The 18450-nt window shown below is 42.5% G+C and carries 15 protein-coding genes; 7 read left to right on the plus strand and 8 right to left on the minus strand.

Features of this window, described 5'->3' with window-relative positions:
- Positions 1-105: 105 nt before the first annotated feature.
- Genes glpC through glpA form a run of 3 tightly spaced genes read right to left on the minus strand, consistent with a single transcriptional unit; the run spans position 106 to position 4315 of the window.
- Positions 106-1317 (minus strand): anaerobic glycerol-3-phosphate dehydrogenase subunit GlpC, encoded by a 1212-nt coding sequence (gene glpC / locus L4D78_RS24355; RefSeq protein WP_428469332.1) that lies wholly within the window; start codon positions 1315-1317, stop codon positions 106-108.
- Positions 1314-2657: a glycerol-3-phosphate dehydrogenase subunit GlpB gene (glpB, locus tag L4D78_RS24360; protein WP_428469333.1), complete on the minus strand. Its 1344-nt coding sequence runs from the start codon at positions 2655-2657 to the stop codon at positions 1314-1316. The genes glpC and glpB overlap by 4 nt, the downstream gene beginning before the upstream one ends.
- Positions 2654-4315, minus strand: a complete 1662-nt coding sequence (gene glpA, locus L4D78_RS24365; protein WP_428469334.1) for an anaerobic glycerol-3-phosphate dehydrogenase subunit A — start codon at positions 4313-4315, stop codon at positions 2654-2656. Before glpA ends, glpB begins: the two co-directional genes overlap by 4 nt.
- A gap of 328 nt (positions 4316-4643) precedes the next feature.
- Between glpA and L4D78_RS24370 the strand changes: the two genes are divergently transcribed.
- From L4D78_RS24370 to L4D78_RS24380, 3 genes are read left to right on the plus strand one after another with little or no spacing between them, the layout of a single operon-like run.
- Positions 4644-5816 (plus strand): hypothetical protein, encoded by a 1173-nt coding sequence (locus tag L4D78_RS24370; RefSeq protein WP_428469335.1) that lies wholly within the window; start codon positions 4644-4646, stop codon positions 5814-5816.
- The gene (locus L4D78_RS24375) at positions 5791-6699 is read left to right on the plus strand and encodes a metal ABC transporter solute-binding protein, Zn/Mn family (RefSeq protein WP_428469336.1); all 909 of its coding nucleotides are present in this window, start codon (positions 5791-5793) and stop codon (positions 6697-6699) included. Before L4D78_RS24370 ends, L4D78_RS24375 begins: the two co-directional genes overlap by 26 nt.
- Positions 6699-7478: a metal ABC transporter permease gene (locus L4D78_RS24380; protein ID WP_428469355.1), complete on the plus strand. Its 780-nt coding sequence runs from the start codon at positions 6699-6701 to the stop codon at positions 7476-7478. The genes L4D78_RS24375 and L4D78_RS24380 overlap by 1 nt, the downstream gene beginning before the upstream one ends.
- Before the next feature lie 81 nt (positions 7479-7559).
- On the opposite strand, the gene L4D78_RS24385 is transcribed toward L4D78_RS24380, so the two are convergent.
- Positions 7560-8606, minus strand: coding sequence for a GGDEF domain-containing protein (locus L4D78_RS24385; RefSeq protein WP_428469337.1), 1047 nt, complete (start codon positions 8604-8606; stop codon positions 7560-7562).
- Between the two features lie 403 nt (positions 8607-9009).
- Here L4D78_RS24385 and L4D78_RS24390 point away from each other — a divergent pair, with 403 nt between their 5' ends.
- Positions 9010-9678 carry a hypothetical protein gene (locus L4D78_RS24390; RefSeq protein ID WP_428469338.1) on the plus strand — a complete coding sequence of 223 codons (669 nt, stop codon included), beginning with the start codon at positions 9010-9012 and terminating at the stop codon, positions 9676-9678.
- 129 nt (positions 9679-9807) lie between these two features.
- On the plus strand, positions 9808-9996 hold the full coding sequence (locus L4D78_RS24395) for a DUF4250 domain-containing protein (protein ID WP_428457128.1): 189 nt from the start codon (positions 9808-9810) through the stop codon (positions 9994-9996).
- A 46-nt stretch (positions 9997-10042) separates the two neighbouring features.
- Here the strand turns inward: L4D78_RS24395 and L4D78_RS24400 are convergent, their stop codons facing one another.
- Positions 10043-10954: a LysR substrate-binding domain-containing protein gene (locus tag L4D78_RS24400; RefSeq protein WP_428469339.1), complete on the minus strand. Its 912-nt coding sequence runs from the start codon at positions 10952-10954 to the stop codon at positions 10043-10045.
- A gap of 281 nt (positions 10955-11235) precedes the next feature.
- Between L4D78_RS24400 and metE the strand changes: the two genes are divergently transcribed.
- Positions 11236-13557: a 5-methyltetrahydropteroyltriglutamate--homocysteine S-methyltransferase gene (gene metE / locus L4D78_RS24405; protein WP_428469340.1), complete on the plus strand. Its 2322-nt coding sequence runs from the start codon at positions 11236-11238 to the stop codon at positions 13555-13557.
- Between the two features lie 126 nt (positions 13558-13683).
- On the opposite strand, the gene L4D78_RS24410 is transcribed toward metE, so the two are convergent.
- On the minus strand, positions 13684-13929 hold the full coding sequence (locus tag L4D78_RS24410) for a hypothetical protein (RefSeq protein ID WP_428457131.1): 246 nt from the start codon (positions 13927-13929) through the stop codon (positions 13684-13686).
- A gap of 201 nt (positions 13930-14130) precedes the next feature.
- Between L4D78_RS24410 and L4D78_RS24415 the strand changes: the two genes are divergently transcribed.
- Complete coding sequence (locus L4D78_RS24415) at positions 14131-15756, plus strand: diguanylate cyclase domain-containing protein (RefSeq protein WP_428469341.1); 1626 nt, start codon at positions 14131-14133, stop codon at positions 15754-15756.
- Positions 15757-15854: 98 nt separating this feature from the next.
- On the opposite strand, the gene L4D78_RS24420 is transcribed toward L4D78_RS24415, so the two are convergent.
- Both L4D78_RS24420 and L4D78_RS24425 read right to left on the minus strand, forming a co-directional pair.
- Entirely contained in the window at positions 15855-16292 is a 438-nt protein-coding gene (locus tag L4D78_RS24420; protein ID WP_428469356.1) for an META domain-containing protein, read from the minus strand.
- Positions 16293-16606: 314 nt separating this feature from the next.
- Positions 16607-18286: a mechanosensitive ion channel domain-containing protein gene (locus L4D78_RS24425; protein WP_428469342.1), complete on the minus strand. Its 1680-nt coding sequence runs from the start codon at positions 18284-18286 to the stop codon at positions 16607-16609.
- Positions 18287-18450: the final 164 nt, after the last annotated feature.

Here is an 18450-nt window from a genome sequence, read left to right on the forward strand (position 1 = left end):
GGGAAATGTGAAAAACCCCAGAAATAGCAGCAAAATGAGGGGAACTGCGGCTAAATCTGAGATTTTTGTCAGTAGGGTGTTACTTTGGTGAAAACGGGTATTACATTAGTTAATCGCCATTGCTAATAAAGAAACGGGGTGGATAGTTTCTAAATCCGTATTTTCTTCAATTTGCCATTTGCAGGTTTCGCAGTCAGTAATGGCAAAGTCAGCTTTTGAACGTTTAATTTGGTTAAACAGATTATCGCCGATAGCCATTGAAGTACCATAGTTCTCGGTTTTAAACCCATAGGTACCAGCTAGGCCACAACATTGGCTGTCTAGCACTTCGACCTCTAAACCGGGGATCATTTTCAATAGTTCAATGGTATAAAGACTACCGCCCGTACGCTCTAAATGGCAAGGGGTGTGGTAAACGACCTTTTTATTAATCGGTTTCATTTTCGGCACTTTACCGTTCATGAACTGCTTCAGTAAAAACCGAGTGACGTACTCAATTTTGTCAGCCACTTTATGGTTATCAACCTTAAGTACATTTGGATATTCTTCTTTTAACGTGAACGAGCAAGTCGATGACGTTGAAATAATTTGTGAGTCATACTTTTCAACAGCAGCGGTGAAATTTTTGACATTTAGCCGTGCATTCTTCTTCGCTTTATCAAAGAAGCCGTTAGCAATTAGCGGTACACCGCAGCACTTCTCTTTATCAAGTAGTTGTACACCAATACTCATGGCATTCATTACTTTAACAAAGTCTTTGCCAAGCTGGGGATGGTTATAATTCACATAGCAGCCATGAAAATAGTGCACTTGCTGCGGGTATAGCGCCTGACTGGTACAGTTCTGTTTGTACCAGCGACGGAATGTACCGTGTGAATATTTTGGCAAGCTTTTATGGTCATGCACACCAATGGTTTTATGCATGATTTTTTTAACGGGTTTTAAGCTCGTAATGGTATTAACAATAGGCGCAAAGGGGGTGGCCGCTGAGCCCATCAAATCAGTGTGGCTTAGCACATAATCACGAATTGTTTTGATATTGAGGGGGAGCTTTGCATGATTATCGCGGGCAACTGCGATCATATCACCAATTTTAACACCTGAAGGACAAGCGGTTTCACAGCGCTTGCAGTTTGTGCATAGCTTCAAGGTTTCATCATAAAACTCAGGACTTTTAATGCGTAACCGTTCGCCATCTGGACCACATTGTTTTGGCCCTGGGTATTCTGGGTTTGCTTTGGCGACAGGGCAATAAACGGTACAGACTGTACACTTTATGCACTGGTCAAAACTGGTGTCTTTTTGAAGAAGGCTCATGCTGTTGTCCTTTCTTGTTTTACGATTGTGTCTGAATGTGGCATTGCTTGATGGCAAGATTGAGCAATCATTCTTTCGGCGACATAATGGCCTGTAGAAATAGCTACGCCAGAACCAGAGCCCTCTTGTACTGGATCGTAATGTGCCAAAATGGCGCCAGCACAATACAAATTACTGATTGCTTTACCAGCGATAGAAGGGTTAAGTTGTTGGTTACAGCTGACACCCATTTTCATAAAAGGGTGGCTTTGCTTGGCAAAAAATTGGCTTTGATACCAGTGATCACGGTGTGAGTTTTTAGCAATATCTAAACCGAAAATAGGTTCTTCAATACTTTCACGATGAGCCGCTAATCCTTTACTGAAGAAACTACCACTTGCTATTAAAAAGTTATCAGCACTTAACGCAATATCATGGTGGTTGCGTGTATAAACTCTTGTTAGTTTATTACCTTCGACATCGCCTTTTAGCACTTCATCACCGGCCAGCAGTAAGCCACCTAACTTTTTATAATGTGATTTCATGGCCTCTTCTAGGCGGATACCAAGAAGTGATGGTGGCATGGTTGGTAGCTCGCAAATTTTAAATCCGGTGAGCCCTTCAAGAAGCTTGATGGTGGCAGCGCCATCGCCATTGCCAAAAATTGCTGGCAAAATCACAAGGTCGGCTTTGCCTACCTGTTGGATCATGGATTTGGCAAAGGCGTGCAATTTAACTTCATCTCGAAGTACACGAGAAATATCAATAGAACGGAACTCACACGGGTTACGCTGCATATTGTCAAAATCAGGTAACTCAACAGCAGCTGTTTTGATATTTACATGAGCGAACTGTGGCAATTTAGCAAGGTTATCGGCTGCAAGTTGAGGCTGGAAATCACGGAAACCATCGACAGTGACGAGTGCAACATCTGTTAAGCCTTGGCAAAGATTATTCAGTGGAAACTGATGAACGGTCTGTTGAGAAAGCCAAGTTGAACGAAATGTTCCCATAGGCGTGACACGGTAGTGGTTATCTTCATTTTCTTGAGCACTAAGGTATATACCACATTGCTCCATCATGCCCTGATACCAATTAATCGCCTCGCGGCTAGCGATAGGCCCAATTTTACTATATGGGTGCTCGGGGCTTTGCTCTGCCAGTAAGTCAAAAACCTTGAATGGTGATGTAACCGCTTTGCCATTAGGTAGGTGGCTTAATATATCGACAGAGCCGGATGAGAAGTGTAATGCACTTTGGCCTGCTGCAATCACAGCGGTTTTTAAGCCTGCTTCAGCACAACGTATCGCACAGCTGAGTCCAGCAACGCCACCACCAATTACGATGCTATCAAATTTCATTGTGCTACCTCTTGTTCGGTATTTTTGTGCGCAGTTTCTAATGTTTGTTGTTCTGGTAAATCACTTACACCGAATAAGCCTTCATAGATCCAATAAGTGAATTCACCTTCGCGAAGGGCATCACCCCAGAAAACAGGTTTGATCCCTTTCCAGCGTTCTTCTAAAAAGTCTTCTAGTAAATGACTAGCTTCATTGCCCGATGTTTTGCCAAATTCAGAAAACAAACCCGCAGCACGGTATGAGCAGAGCTCACCTTGGCATGGCCCCATCCCAATACGTGTACGACGGCGAAGATCGATTAAGTTATGCACATCTAAATCTTTAATGGCATATTCCACTTCACCGCAGGTCACCATTTCACATTCGCAAATGACAGCCTGACTTTTCTTATCGTTATTGAGGAACTTTTCAGCGCGTTCGCCATGACGGTAAAAGGCCGATTGGTAAACAGGCTTTGCTAAACTGGCTGTTGGCTTTTTCTTTGGTTTTGCTTGCTCAGAGCCTGGTAATGGCTTCTCGTGGGTAATGCAAGGTGCGGTATTACCCAATTTTTTCGCGACAAGATCGGTTGTCCATTCGGCCATCATGCGGTAAGTCATCAGCTTGCCGCCAGTAATAGTAATGAAGCCATCAAGACCATCTCGCTCAGCATGATCTAGCAGTACAATGCCGCGGCTTATGTTTCGACCACTGGTATCACCATCAACAGCAACCAGAGGGCGCACACCTGCATAAGCACGTAATACGCGTGTATTGGCCATAATTGGCGCAAGTTTTGTGCCTTCTTCCAGCAAGATGTCAATTTCTTTGCTGGTCACATGCAGGTCATCAATTTGGTCGTAGTCAATGCGTTCGGAGGTGGTACCAATTAATGAGATGGTATCTCCTGGTACAAGGATGTCGGCATCCGATGGCTTACGGCAGCGGTTAATGACAAGGTTGTTGATGCGGTAGTCGAGGATCAGTAACGATCCTTTGGCTGGGAACATCTTAATGGAGAGATCGCCGTACTCACAGATTTGCTGTCCCCAGATCCCTGCGGCATTTACAACCTGTTTAGCGTGGATGTCGAAGTGCTCGCCAGTTTTCATGTTCAAGCATTTCACGCCACGAACTGTAGCCCCATCACGAATGAGCCCAGTAACGTGGGTGTGATTGAATAATTTTCCGCCATGCTCAACGGCATCAATCACGTTAGATGCCGCAAGCCGGAATGGGTCGAGCGTGCCGTCGGGTACTTTGACTGCACCAATCATATTTGGATTACAGTTTGGCTCCAAGCGCAGTGCATCTTGTGGTGATAGTTGTTCAACATTTATATCTGCTTGCTGACACGATGAAATAAAGTGCTTTTGAAAGTCGAGATCATCATCAGGTAAAGAGATAAACAAGCCTTGTGTATCTTCAACACAGTGGCGAGCAATGTTCTTAAGAATTCGGTTTTCTTGAATGCATTCCTTTGCCGATTCCTGATCAGTAACGGCATATCGGGCTCCAGAGTGCAGTAGGCCGTGGTTACGCCCCGTTGTACCAGAAGCGAGATCATCCTTCTCAACGAGAATGCAAGACAGCCCACGCAAAGCACAATCTCGCATAATACCAGTGCCTGTCGCGCCCCCGCCGATAATAACAACATCTGTTTCAAACCAACTATTCATGTTCGTTTTCGCTTATTGTTTGGTCCATGAATCAGGAAAATGGTGGTTTCCTTCGTTTTTATGCTGCTAAATATGCCACTTTTCTTAGGGTTATTATTTGATCAAGCACACACTAATGAGCGAACGAGCATTCGTTCGCGCTTTAATGTGATTGTTTGATGAAAAAGTATTCAATGGTAAGTGAAGAAAGCGAATTGGTTTTATATCTTTGCATTGGCCATCTGTTGGTTAACAAAATGAAACATTTCATTTTTTGATGATCTAATTGTTATGTTATAACGTATCGCCACAAAAGAGATGTTATAACATAACAATTAGGATGTAACTTGTGAAAAAGAAAATACTCTCGCTTATTATCGGTACTATGGTCGCAGTACCTGCTGTAGCAAATACGCTTTCTAATCCACAGATTGGCGTGGTGCTGGATGGTTATTATCAAGATGGACAGCGTAATAATTCAGAAAGAGAGGAAGGTTTTGGCTTGGGTCATACCGAGCTTAATATGTCTGCGAACATTGATGATAAGTTTTATGGCTCGCTAACAACGGTGCTTGAGAGTCATGGTGATCACACCGATTTACTGATTGAAGAAGCATTTATTGAAACCTTAGCAATGCCGAACGGGGTGAATATTCGCGCAGGCCGTTTCCTATCAGATTTTGGTTATTTGAATAACCAGCATATGCATGAAGATAACTTTGCTGAGCGACCTGCAGCTTACCGAACCTTTCTCGGTTCGCACTATTATGATGATGGTGTACGTGCGAGCGTCGTACTACCAACGGATCTGTATGTACGTTTTGGTGTTGAGGCATTAAGCGGTGACAAGATGTCTGCAGTTGAAGACGGTTCAACAATTGGTGTGTACGGTGCCACCATGAAAATGGGAGGAGATTTATCGGCAGAATCAAGTTGGCAGTTTGGTTTAAGCTATTTACGCAATGAAAATGGCAAGGCGAATAGTTTCGATGATGATCATGCCCATGGGCACAGTGGTCATGAGCACGATCATGACCATAGTCATAGTGCAGCAATGACGGGTGAAAATTTATACGGTGCAGATTTTGTATGGAAATGGGCGCCAGACGGTAACTATAAGTACCGCAATTTTACCTTTGCAGCTGAATACATGATGCTCGATAACTTAGCGGATAAAAAATTCCATTCTGCCCCGGATAATTTACACGCTTACTATGCTTCTGGTGTCTACCGTTTTAACCCAAGCTGGTCGGCGGGTATTCGTTATGGTGAGGCTGAAAACTATTATGGCCATGAACACGGTCACCATTCTCATGGTCACACTCCTAACATTGGTTTCCATGACCAGAAAGATAAAGAGTTCGATGCCATGGTCGCATGGAATTCATCTCACTTCGGCACTATTCGCGCTCAATATTCACGCGTAGAAAGTGAAAAAGACGGTAGTAAAGAAAACACTGATAATGTCTTCACCTTACAGTATGTAATGACATTCGGTGCGCACGGTGCTCATGCTTTCTAAGCAAGGGCTAAGAATGATGGCTGCGGGGGCAGCCATTTTTTCAGCCCCAGCATTAGCCCTTAATATTTTTGTTTGTGAACCGGAATGGCAAGCGCTTATCCATGAGCATGCGCCTGAAGCCGATATTTTTTCGGCAACCACAGCGAAGCAAGACCCCCATTATGTTCAGGCTCGACCATCACTGATCGCCAAAATGCGCCAAGCTGATATGGTGATGTGTTCAGGGGCTGAATTAGAAATTGGTTGGTTGCCGATGCTACAAAACCGGAGTGGTAATCCAGCGGTTCAAGAGAATGGCAAAGGCCTGCTGTATGCTTCTGATTTTGTAAGAATGCTTGATACCCATAACCATGTTGACCGTGCAATGGGAGATGTTCATGCGCATGGCAATCCACATGTCCAATTTGCGGCGCAAGATATGATTGCGATTTCTCGTGCTGTTACCCGTAAGCTTCAGGCACTAGACCCAGAGCAACATGGTCAGTATCAACTAGATGGTATGCGCTTTCGTGCTAATTGGGTGAAAAAATTAAATGATTGGCAAGACAAAGCTGCGCCATTAAAAGGTCAAAAAGTGGTGGGGTACCATGCGACTTATAGATACCTATATGACTGGTTAGGTGTCGAGCAAGTTGCCGATCTCGAACCAAAGCCGGGGATATCGCCAACAACCTCACACCTACAATCACTGAGCCAGCTAAATCACGATGACATTGATGCGATAATTTATTCCACTCATCAAGATAAACGGCCAGCAAGTTGGCTACATCGACAGACGAAAAAGCCAATGATTGAACTCCCTCTTTCTGTTTCAGAAGGTCAATCGCTGTCAGATCTGTACGATGAAGTGATCGATAAGTTATTAGTGATGTTAGATAAATGATTGCGAACTATTCATGGTTACTACCTGCCATTGCTTGTGGGGTTATCGCTTTAATCGGCAACGTAGTATTAGGGCAGCAGGTGTTGAAGCGCCAAATTATTTTTATTGATCTAGCGGTTGCTCAAGTTGCAGCACTTGGTGCCGTAGTCAGTCATTATTGGTTAAATACATCAGCATTATTTTCTGGCAGTTGGCTAGGTAGCATGGCGGGTGCTTGGGGGTTATCTCTACTTTTTTGCTCTTTTATTGCGTTTATCGAAACGCGTTATAAGCAGCACCTTGAGCCGTTAATTGGTAGTTTATTCGCGGTATCGGCTTCGTTAGCAATTATTTTGGTCAGTAAGGATCCGCATGGTGCGGACTTCATTCAAAACATTTTGAATGGACAGCTATTATGGGCGACGTGGGATGATTTTTGGCCACTGGCAATAATAACAGCGCTAATGCTAATTGTGATTTTGCGCTGGCCACAATTCATGGAAGGGAAAGGGTTCTACATTATTTTTGCGCTGCTTATGCCCATTACGGTGAAGCTAACTGGGATTTATCTTGAGTTTGCTTTACTCGTGATCCCTGCACTCTGTGCCTCTTCTATAAAAGGACGCCAGTTCTTTATCGCGAGTATTGGTATTGGTTGTGTGGGTATCATTACAGGGATCGTTGCATCGGCGTATTATGATTTGCCCAGCGGGGCTAGCATTGTTATCACGCTATTCATCACTGGCATGATATTCGGCTGGACCCATAAAAAAGCCTTTCCCGCCCTGAGTAGATGCTGATTTTTCATATTGAGACTGCCTAGCGTGAAACTTAGCCAGTCTCAGTTTGTAGAGTCCATCTTGACTCTTTTTCTGATTCACTTAAACCGTGACTGTACTGCACTGATCTTTTACGTGGAAGTGCTCCGCTAAAAATAATCTTGAGCAGTCGCGACCTGCATCTTTACATGTATAGAGTGCTTGATCAGCGCGTTCTAGCATCGTGCTGATGTTATCACCTTCACAATAGCTTGTTATTCCAATACTTGCAGTAACAGAGAACCGATTGTTTTCCTCGATGGTAGGAAACTTGAGTTGGCGAATATTGGTTAGCATTTGCTCGGCAATATATTGCGCAATATGTGAAGGGGTATTCGGTAAGAATAGGACGAACTCTTCTCCACCATAGCGGCCAAATAAATCGGTTGATTTAACCTGACGTTGGATTAAATCGGTAAAACCACGCAGAACATGGTCGCCTGTATTGTGGCCCCATGTGTCGTTAATACGTTTAAATTTATCAATATCAATAAGTAATACTGAGAAAGGCTGCTTTTTACTTTTACAGAGTGTTAAATTTTTTTGTGCAAGCTGGAGTAACATTCGGCGATTATAAATCCCCGTCAGTGGATCGAGTGTTGCTTGTCGGTATAGCCGCATTAACATATACAACTTTGACAGCTGAGACCAAATAACGATAAAAGCTAATGTTGTCTGTAACCAATAACTCGCAATGTTTTCAGGGCTAATGAAGGATGTAGATTGGTAGTCAGCTATCAGTTGGCTCAATGCTGTTACAGTGAGTAAACTCAAACTCTCTTTCAGTGTGATTGGCAATACGGTTAACATGGCAACATGAATAACAGGTAATAACGTGTAACCATAAATATAGCCGCTGTAAACCGTTGGAAAATCAAGTATCCACATGCAGTACAGATAAAAAGCATTCATTAAGATGACCATAAGAATAATGGATGACTTGGAATGCTTTAGTGAAGTGACTTGATGGTTATATTTAGCAAGAACAAGAAGGAAAATACCAAGCAGTGCCCGCGCCAGAATAATAGGGTAGCTTTGATGCTCGGCGAGAAAAGCCAAGTCAAAAGGTAGCCAAGCGAGTACAAGCATTCCCCATACAGAACCCAGCATACTCACTCTGCTACAAAGGTAACCACTGCGGGTATTGCGAAAGCTGTTTGAATGAGCATCCGCACTCCATAAATCAGGGATGTATAGCTTTATAGATCGTATTATCTGATTCGGTGTTTCGTGCATCATTCTCGCTTATATCGATTTCATCGATATTAGTACAAAAATCCCATTCACTGACGTAATTAACAGGATGTGTAAACTGTGACTCACCATTATCCTATAGAGCACAACTGATTTCAGTGATACTGATCCAGTAAGTTGATATGCACATAGGATAATGCTGAATTAGCATAGACAGTATGTTGCTGCCTTTTGGTTGTACTTGATTTGGTATCGTAGGCGGGACTTGCTATTATCAGCACCATATTAATTGGCCTACAAATAGTAAAGAACCCGTTTTATGAACACAGGTGTTATGTTTCTTATTCCTGCGCTACTTGGCGCTCAGCTTATATTGACTCTCGTTCTTACTAAGGGCGATATCTGTCCAGGGCAACGTGGTCGAGTACACAAAACGCTGCCAGTACTGATTCTTGGTTGGCTTATTGCATCGGTATTTCAGCCAATTGCTGTTTTACCCATGGTGGCGTTGGGTTACTTCACATTGAAAGTTAAAACCGGCAAAACCCGTGATGCTGGTCCCCTAAAGGTTTTCTATGCAGCAGATGCGTTAGCGTTTATTGCTTGGTTAGGTTTATTACCAGTATTAACGCTGCAAGGTGCAGCGTTGAGCCTTTGTGCCGTTGTACTGTTTGGCTCATTGACTGCGCATTTATTATTAACGCAAGCTCGTACTCGCCTACAGGCATTTCATCGCCTACTGCCTTTCGCCGGCTTTGCTAGTGCGATGTTAAGCGTGTTGTGTATTTTATGGTTGTCCTCTTCATTGAGTGAAACAGCATTAAGCGAATTAACCAGCAATGTAATAGGCTCATTACTATTAATGGTATGTGCTTTATTGGTATGGGCGATGCACTTACTAACAGGTAAGGTTGTGAATAAGTGGCAACTTGTTGTTGCGGCTTGTTTTATGGCTGTTTCAGCTAGCCTACAAATCGCGCTTGTTTAACATTACCTCGGCTTATTACATTGCAGAGGAAAAGTAAGATATGTGACGCGGATTTTTTCAATCAGCTTAACTCTGACTATGCTTATATTGGTTATCAATATTTGGTTAATTGGTATCAAGGAGGTAGGTATGGAGATCAATAACTTGTTAAGCATGGATGGAAACATTGTGCTGGGCATCGTTAACGAAAGGCTGCGTCTTGAATGCTCAACGGTTGAAGAGCTCGTGAGTCGATACGAACTAGACTTCAACGAGCTAAATGAAAAAATGGAATCGCTGGGTTACCACTACGATCCCATCAATAATCAATTTAAATAGCCTCATTCTTTTAGCATAAATAGCCGCAATTATTAATTAATTGCGGCTATGCTGGCTTTATCCCTTCTAAATGCGTTTGGCATTGCTGTTTTGCTGTGGCAAAAAATGCCGATAAGTAATGCCTTTCTCGCTCTGAGGCTCGAACTCCTGCAAACAAACGACGCCATAGTCCATCCCCAAGTGGCTTACTCACAATGAGTCCCTGGCGGGCATAATCATAAACGGCCCAATTGGGTAATGCGGCCACACCAAGCCCTGCCGAGACCATTTGAATGAGCATTAGGGTGTTGTCAGCTTGTTTCCAATGATTCGGTTCAATACCAGCAGGTTGTAAAAAGTGTTTAACCACATCTAAGCGGTTTTTCTGTACGGGGTAGGTCAGCATGGTTTGATCAAGTAGATCTTCAGGGCTTATATATTCTTTATCGACAAGATGTGACTGTGGTGAAACGATGAGTCGCATTTCAAAATCAAATAAGGGTTCGAAATGTATTTCATTACGTGGTTGTATATCTGACGTAATAACAAGATCTAATTCACCTGCGGATAAGGCAGGTATCGGCTCAAAACCAAATCCAGATGAGAAATCGAGCGTTACACTAGGCCAGTGTATTTGGTATTCTTTTAACGCAGGCATGAGCCACTGAAAACAAGAATGGCATTCAATGGCCATATGTAAACGTCCATTAGTATCTTCTTTTAAGCTGGCTAATTCATGTTCTGCTTTGGTTATTCTTGGGATCAGGTCATCAGCAAGGCGCAGGAGTATTTGTCCTTCTGCCGTAAATTTCACTGGACGGGTTTTCCGTAAGAATAGCTGACCGCCAAGGCGTTGTTCCAGATCTTTTAACTGATGTGAAAGCGCTGACTGGGTTAAGCACAACGTATTTGCGGTTGCCGTTAGTGAGCCCGTGTCGCGTAACACTGATAACGTTCTAAGGTGTTTTATTTCAATCATCGTTGCAAATTCATCCTTGTTGTTGATTGAAAGAGGCAGCTGAAGATCCGCTTCAATGTCTGTCTACAGGTTGAGTATGCAACCTATCTTTGTGCCAATGTACTGTGTATTACTGGATGTGTAAACATCTAGACGGCTAAAGTGTTGTTGTTTTTTCGATTCTAATAATTATGAATATATTTCATGCTAATCATTAAGTATTAGAAATTGCTCATAATTCGGCTGTGCGTCATTGTTTATACATCAACGCGGAATACCGCTGACATGGATGAGAGAGCACGATGACGATAGTAGAACGAAAAGACGTAGCAGAAACAGCGGGTACGACTACACACATTCTTGGCTACCCACGCGTTGGTAGCCAACGAGAATTAAAATTTGCACAAGAGAAATACTGGCGTGGAGAAATCAGCCAATCTGAATTAAAGGAAGTGGGTAGCTTGTTACGTCACCGTCACTGGGGTGACCAATCAGGAGCAGGTTTAGAGTATGTTTCGGTGGGTGACTTTGCATGGTATGACCATGTGCTTGGAACAAGCCTATTGTTAGGACATGTACCTAAAAGGCACCGGACTGGCTTTCCTGATCTCGATACGTTATTCCGTGTTGCTCGTGGTAAGGCTCCAACAGGCTGTGCGTGTGCCGCTTCTGATATGACTAAGTGGTTTAACACGAATTACCATTATATTGTGCCGGAATTCAGTGCGGATGATGAGTTTAAGGTGAGCTGGCAGCAATTGTTTGAAGAAGTTGCTGAAGCACAAAAAGCCGGTCACAAAGTAAAGCCTGTACTGCTTGGCCCTGTGTCTTACTTATGGCTAGGTAAAGAAAAAGAACAGGGTTTTGACCGTCTTTCGCTGTTACCAAGGTTACTAACAGCCTACCAACAAATACTGAGTAAACTGGCTAACTTGGGTGTTGAGTGGGTTCAGATTGATGAGCCGATATTGGCGTTAGAGTTACCTAAAGCGTGGGCTGATTCGTTCAAGATTACTTATCAAGTACTACACGGAAGCACCAAGCTGCTATTGACGACTTACTTCGATAACGTTACCCACCATCTCGACCGTATAACAGCATTAAAGGTTGACGGTTTACATCTCGATATAGCCTCAGCACCTGCGCAGCTTCAAACGGTGGCAGATGCTTTACCTGATAACTGGGTATTTTCAGCGGGTGTGATTAATGGGCGAAATGTATGGCGTGCAGATGTTAGTGCAATACTTGAATCACTCATCCCAATAAAAGCGCAGCTAGGTGAACGACTGTGGGTGGCAACATCTTGTTCATTACTTCATACCCCGATTGATTTAGACTTAGAAACAGGACTCGATCCAGAAGTTCGTCAGTGGTTAGCGTTTGCGAAGCAAAAATGCCGTGAAGTTACGCTGCTAGCTCAAGCATTGGATGGAAACCAAATCGCCATTGATGATTGTGTACGCTACAGTGCGCCAATTAAGGCGAGGGCAACCAGTGAACGTGTTAATAACAAAGCAGTAAGCCTACGAACTCAAGCAATAAGCGATGCCTTAGCTGACCGTAAGTTGCCATATAATGAACGAGCAAGAAAACAACGCCAGTCATTAAACTTGCCATTACTGCCTACTACGACAATTGGTTCATTTCCTCAAACATCGGAAATTCGTACTCAGCGACGTGATTTTAAAGCGGGGCGGCTATCAGAACAAGATTACACCACAGCAATGAAAAGCCATATTGCAGATGCCATCGAACGCCAACAGCGTCTTGGTTTAGATGTGTTGGTACACGGTGAAGCTGAACGTAATGACATGGTTGAGTATTTTGCAGAGCAGCTAGAAGGGTTTGCTGTCACGCGTTTTGGTTGGGTTCAAAGCTACGGCTCTCGGTGTGTTAAGCCGGCAGTCATTGTTTCTGATATCTATCGTGCAAAGCCGATGACTGTTGAGTGGACAAGTTATGCGCAATCGTTATCTGAAAAACCAGTAAAAGGCATGCTAACTGGTCCTGTTACTATTCTGGGCTGGACATTCCCACGTGAAGACTTAAGCCGTGAAGCGATAGCAAACCAAATCGCGCTAGCACTAAGAGATGAAGTGGCGGATTTGCAAAATAAAGGCATTAAAGTCATTCAGATTGATGAGCCTGCAATCCGTGAAGGCTTACCGTTGAAAGTCAGTGAGTGGCAAGCATACTTAAAGTGGGCAGTGAAGGCATTTAAGATTTCAGCGGCAAGCGCAGAGCCAGAAACACAGATCCACACTCATATGTGTTACAGCGAATTTAACGATATCATTAAAGCTGTTGCTGCTTTAGATGCTGATGTGATCACGATTGAAACGTCACGCTCAGATATGGAATTACTGAAAGCGTTTGAAAAATTTGATTACCCGAATGAAATTGGTCCAGGTGTTTATGATATTCATTCACCAAATATACCTGAGGTTGAGCAAATTGTTGATTTAGTGGAAAAAGCGGAGGCCTTGATTCCAGCCGAGCGCTTGTGGATCAACCCAGATTGTGGATTAAAAACCCGCAATTGGGAAGAAACAGAAAATGCATTAACAAATATGGTCAAAGCCGCAAAAGTGTTACGTAAACAATGGCAAGCTAAAGCGGTTTAGTTTGAAAGTAGTCAACTAATACTAGTGTTGGTGAATGGAATAAACAAAAAGAGCGCTTAGCGCTCTTTTTATTTGGTATTATTCATTTGAATAGACATAAATCGATCAATTTATAAAATAGAATCGTTAAGAGCGTCCTTTAATATCATCAAATGATGGCTTGTAATTTGAAGGTGTGTATTTGGGGTCTAGCTTTGGGAAGTCGGTTGTTTCTCTTTGCCCCTGAATATCATTAAATGACGGTTTATAATCAGAYTTTATATATTTCACGTTCTGCTCAGAAATATGATAATTATCTTCCCTACCTTGTAATTCAAATGCTTGTGAAGAAAAAGAAAACACAACAGCTGACAGTAATATTAACTTGTTCATAACGGCTTACCTTAGCAAATGGTGAAAGTATGTTGCCTACAATACAATTGTAGCTAGCCAGCCAAAAAAGGTATCACTAACAAGAATAATCTACCTGAAGTCTCAGTTTTGCGTTGAATTATGTGGTAGGGGATCTAGGTATTTGAAAATTAAAAAATATTGTCTTTAATTAAAGTATCAAAATAGACAATTAAGGGCATCATGGATCGTAGGCTTCTTTTTATCACGGCATGCACGGTACTCACTGGGGTAATCTTGTTGTGTGTTCTTTTTAAACTTTTTTATCAAGTTGAAACTTCAAATATTCAGCGGCAGTTTGAGTCTGATACCCAAGAAAAAGTTGATGCGTTATCGCAGGAAATCGCATTACATTTAGAAGTATTACACAGTATTAAAGTGGCATTTGATAATTTAGGGGGGCTTGAGCCAAGTGCATTTTCAAGCATCGCCCAATCCTCAATTTCACGGCATCAGAATATCCAAGCATTAGAGTGGATTCCAAGGGTAACTGAAGAACAACGGCAAGCCTTTGAACAACAAGCGAGCATAAGAATACCGAATTTTAAATTTACCGAGCGTGTCGCCTCTGGCGAAATGGTCACAGCTTCCGTTCGTAATGAATATTACCCGGTTTATTATGTTGAGCCAGTAAATGGCAATGAAGCGGCTATTGGGTTTGACTTGGGATCAAATGCGATTCGTCTTAACGCTATCATGAGTGCCACAGATAGTGGCAAAATACAAATATCAGAAGGCGTAAAATTGGTTCAATCCGGCATTGAATCAGCAAACGTTGGTTTACTGATTTTACTGCCGGTGTATGAGACTGTCTCTCCTCAAACAGTGAAAAAACGCCGAGAATCGTTACTTGGGTTTGTGTTGGGCGTTTATAATCTCACTGATATTCTAGCGAATATATTGCAAGACGCAGAAACGGAAGGTATGGCTTTCAAGCTAATAGATGTGGGGGCAATCGATGCAAATAAAGTGCTCTTTAATAATAAATTGACAGATTCTGAACACCTGATGCCAGAGAATCAATTTATTGTTTCAAAGTCAGTGCTTGATGATGGGGGACGAAGGTGGGTATTTGAAGCTATCCCAACGAAACTGTACTTCACATCAAAACGAACAAAGTTGCCATTGATGGTGTTTGCGGTTGGGGTATTAGTGTTCGGTTTATCGATGTTTTATGGCTTTATTATTATGAAGCGGAATCATCAAATACTCTTGTCACTTGATATAAAGAATAAAGCACTTGATGAAGCCAATAAAAAATTGGAAAGGCTGACAAAAACCGATGTGCTTGTCGGTATTGCGAATCGCCGGTACTTTGATGAAAGTTTAGAAAGAGAATTCATGCGCGCAAGCCGTGATGGTCGGCCGCTAGCATTAATGGTGATAGATATTGATTACTTTAAAGCGTTTAACGATACCTATGGCCATCAGGCTGGTGACCGTTGCTTGCGCATAGTTGCGGGTGAGCTGGAGCGAGTATTAAAGCGCCCTGCAGATATGCTAGCAAGGATCGGGGGGGAGGAGTTTGGCATTATTTTACCAAATACAACAAATGGTGAGGTTGTCGCCAAGCAGTGCCGTCAGGTTATAGAGCGTCTTGCTATTGCACACTCAGGTTCGAAAGTATCTGATGTGGTAACCGTCTCTATTGGGGTTGTAACGTTATACACCCTTACTGATCAAACCATAGACTCAATGTTTAATCATGCCGATGTGGCTCTTTATCAAGCCAAAAATTCAGGACGAAATTGCGTAAGAGCGATGAAGGTTGCTAAACCTCAGCCGGAAACAGTCGCTGGACTGTGCTAAGTGGTAGGAGGTTTTATTTTTGTATTATCTGCTGAATAATTGTGAAAGAAGAAAACGCCTGTTATACAGGCGTTTATCAAGATAGAGGTGTTACTGCTTTACTCTGCTGCAGCGCGAGTAAACGTCAACTTGTGCTCTGCACCCGTTAGTGTCAATTGGTTACCTGCAACGTCTGCGGTGCTCCAATCCATTAATGTAGCGCTCATCAGGCGCTCCATTTCCATCGCAGGCTCAGGGCAAGCCATCATAGTCATCCCCATTTTTTCAATGCGTAGCTTACCGTCTTGTAGCTCGGCTTGGCCGAAGTAACGGTTACAGCCAGAGTGGCCATTCGCGTTCAGATCTGCAGTTAGCTGTAGGTTTGGCGCTTTAAATGGTTCAGGAAGCTCGATTGCTTTATTATCTACTTTTGTAAGTACCCAGTTATGAGTTGCAATATCAGCGTCAGTTGTCATATTGATTACCGGTGTATCGTTAGATGCACAAGCTGCAAGGATAACGGGCATTGCTAATGCAGCAAGATAACGTTTCTTTATCATAATTGATTCCCAATGATAATGCTTAGATTACCAGTTAAACATGCTTTTCCTGAATGTAAACTGGTCAAAAAATAACTTTAATTGAACGATGTTTTTATTCTTTCATTGTTACTATATATCAAGGTGTAGTTCGTGTGAACATAAAATAATGACAACCGATTGAGTATTCAGGTTATATTAAATTCTGTACAACCTTAAAGATAGTATCTTACTGATACCGTCTCAACTGATTGTTAAGCCTACGTCATTTTTATTTTATAGCATAACGGCGCTTGTTTTATTTGGTTTAAACCTTGAAGAGTAACCGGTAATTAGTCGGTCGATTTTTTATCAACCATGTGCAGGTGAACATCTTGCTGAGGAAAGGGGATAGAAATGCCTTCTCGATCGAAACGCATTTTTACTTCACGCGTAATGTCCCAATACACATCCCAATAGTCTTCCGTTTTAACCCAAGGGCGAACGATAAAGTCCACCGATGAAGTATTAAGTGTATGAAGTCTAATGGTGGGCTCTGGCGAGCGAAGTACCATTGAGTGGGCTGTGATGACCTCGAGTAATACTTGTTCGGTACGCTCAATATCATCGCTATATCCAATGCCAAACACCATATCAACGCGGCGTACACGCTCGTGGGTGATGTTTTTAATCGTATCTCCCCAAATCTTACTGTTCGGGACGATTAATATTTGGTTATCAAATGTTTTAATTGTCGTGCTGACTAAGCTCATGTGACTCACTTTCCCTGAGGTACCACCCGCTTCGACAAAGTCATCCACATCAAAGGGACGATAAATCAGCAACATCATGCCGGAGGCAAAATTAGATAGAGTATCTTGCAAGGCAAAGCCGATAATCACACCTGCGACCCCAAAGCCGGTCAATATTGGTGTGAGATCAAGCCCTACCTGCGAGAGGGCGATCAGTAAACCAATAAAAAAGACAATATTTCCCGACATCGATATAAAGAAGTCTTTCATCAATTGTGATAAATGGAGAGTGGGAGAGGATACGGCTCTAGTCACCATTCGGCGAGTGATCTTTTTCAATACACGAAATATGGAAATGATGACTAAAAAGACAAAGAGTTTGAACAATAATTGCGGCGTATTCTCAATTAACCAGCTTTTGATGTCATCAAACCAGCTTGTGAATATCGACCAGATGACTTTTATATCGAGTAACTCATTGGTGAGGTTACCCGTTGTCTCGAACAGTTGTTTAGTATAACGCGTCGTATCTAGTTTCATTTTGTTACCGAGGTCGACTAAAAATTGTAGTCCCTCGATATCACTGGCGACTTTTCTTTGAGCAAGAATATGCTGTAATTGTAATGATGGTTTTTCGGCCTCAGTGGCATTTTTTAATTGGTTTTGAAGTGCTGATTCTTGTTGGTTGTCAAAGGTGAGCATTGCTGACATAAAGTCTAGCCGTTGCTCAATATCATCAATAAGAGCCTCTGACTCTTCAGGGTGAGGAACGTCTAACAATTTGAGCCATTGGTAATTTACCCATTGGTCGCCTAACAGTCGGTGATAAAAGCGGGTTGCATCCTGAATATTTTTTTGAATGAGAAGCTTTTGCTCTTCTTCTGCCTCATCGAGTTCTTTTTGTTTTGAGCTTATTTGTTCGGAAAGGAATTGCGAGGCTCTTGAAAGGTATTCGACTTGGTCATCGACAAACTTGATAATCTTGGGGGCTGTATCGTCTGTTCTTTTGTTGATGAGGTTTTGTAACTCCGCTCTTATCTCATCGTTTTTTTTGATCATCTGCATTTCGACGATATTTTTAGCGGTGCCTGTCTTAGTCAGTGATTCTTTATAAAGAACCGCAATTTCATCTTCAAGGTTTTGTAGTTTATCGGTGAATGCGGGTTTAGCGACGACCTGTTCAGTTTCTGTGTTTGCTTCTGTATTGGTTTCTGTACTTTGCTCTGTTTCAGCGAGACAGATGGATGTGAATAACGTAAAAATGATCATCAACAAACGCATAGCGAGCAGCTCCAACCTCATCAGACCTTTGTAAGAATAAGACGTTGTGGTCTGTTTGTTGGCTCAAATGCTGGATTTTTTGGGCGATAGAATGGGGAGATAGGCGAATTGCGAAAACCAAATTCCCTACTATTTTATCTTAAATCGGTATGACCTAGTGTACG

The organism is Photobacterium minamisatsumaniensis (assembly GCF_050336695.1).
GTDB classification, from domain to species: Bacteria; Pseudomonadota; Gammaproteobacteria; order Enterobacterales; family Vibrionaceae; genus Photobacterium; species Photobacterium minamisatsumaniensis.

What these genes read in the sequence shown, in the direction of transcription:
- glpC (WP_428469332.1), bottom strand. Translation starts at nt 1,317, where the DNA reads ATGAGCCTTCTTCAAAAAGACACCAGTTTTGACCAGTGCATAAAGTGT.
- glpB (WP_428469333.1), bottom strand. Translation starts at nt 2,657, where the DNA reads ATGAAATTTGATAGCATCGTAATTGGTGGTGGCGTTGCTGGACTCAGC.
- glpA (WP_428469334.1), bottom strand. Translation starts at nt 4,315, where the DNA reads ATGAATAGTTGGTTTGAAACAGATGTTGTTATTATCGGCGGGGGCGCG.
- L4D78_RS24385 (WP_428469337.1), bottom strand. Translation starts at nt 8,606, where the DNA reads ATGCTGGGTTCTGTATGGGGAATGCTTGTACTCGCTTGGCTACCTTTT.
- L4D78_RS24390 (WP_428469338.1), top strand. Translation starts at nt 9,010, where the DNA reads ATGAACACAGGTGTTATGTTTCTTATTCCTGCGCTACTTGGCGCTCAG.
- L4D78_RS24395 (WP_428457128.1), top strand. Translation starts at nt 9,808, where the DNA reads ATGGAGATCAATAACTTGTTAAGCATGGATGGAAACATTGTGCTGGGC.
- L4D78_RS24400 (WP_428469339.1), bottom strand. Translation starts at nt 10,954, where the DNA reads ATGATTGAAATAAAACACCTTAGAACGTTATCAGTGTTACGCGACACG.
- metE (WP_428469340.1), top strand. Translation starts at nt 11,236, where the DNA reads ATGACGATAGTAGAACGAAAAGACGTAGCAGAAACAGCGGGTACGACT.
- L4D78_RS24415 (WP_428469341.1), top strand. Translation starts at nt 14,131, where the DNA reads ATGGATCGTAGGCTTCTTTTTATCACGGCATGCACGGTACTCACTGGG.
- L4D78_RS24425 (WP_428469342.1), bottom strand. Translation starts at nt 18,286, where the DNA reads ATGCGTTTGTTGATGATCATTTTTACGTTATTCACATCCATCTGTCTC.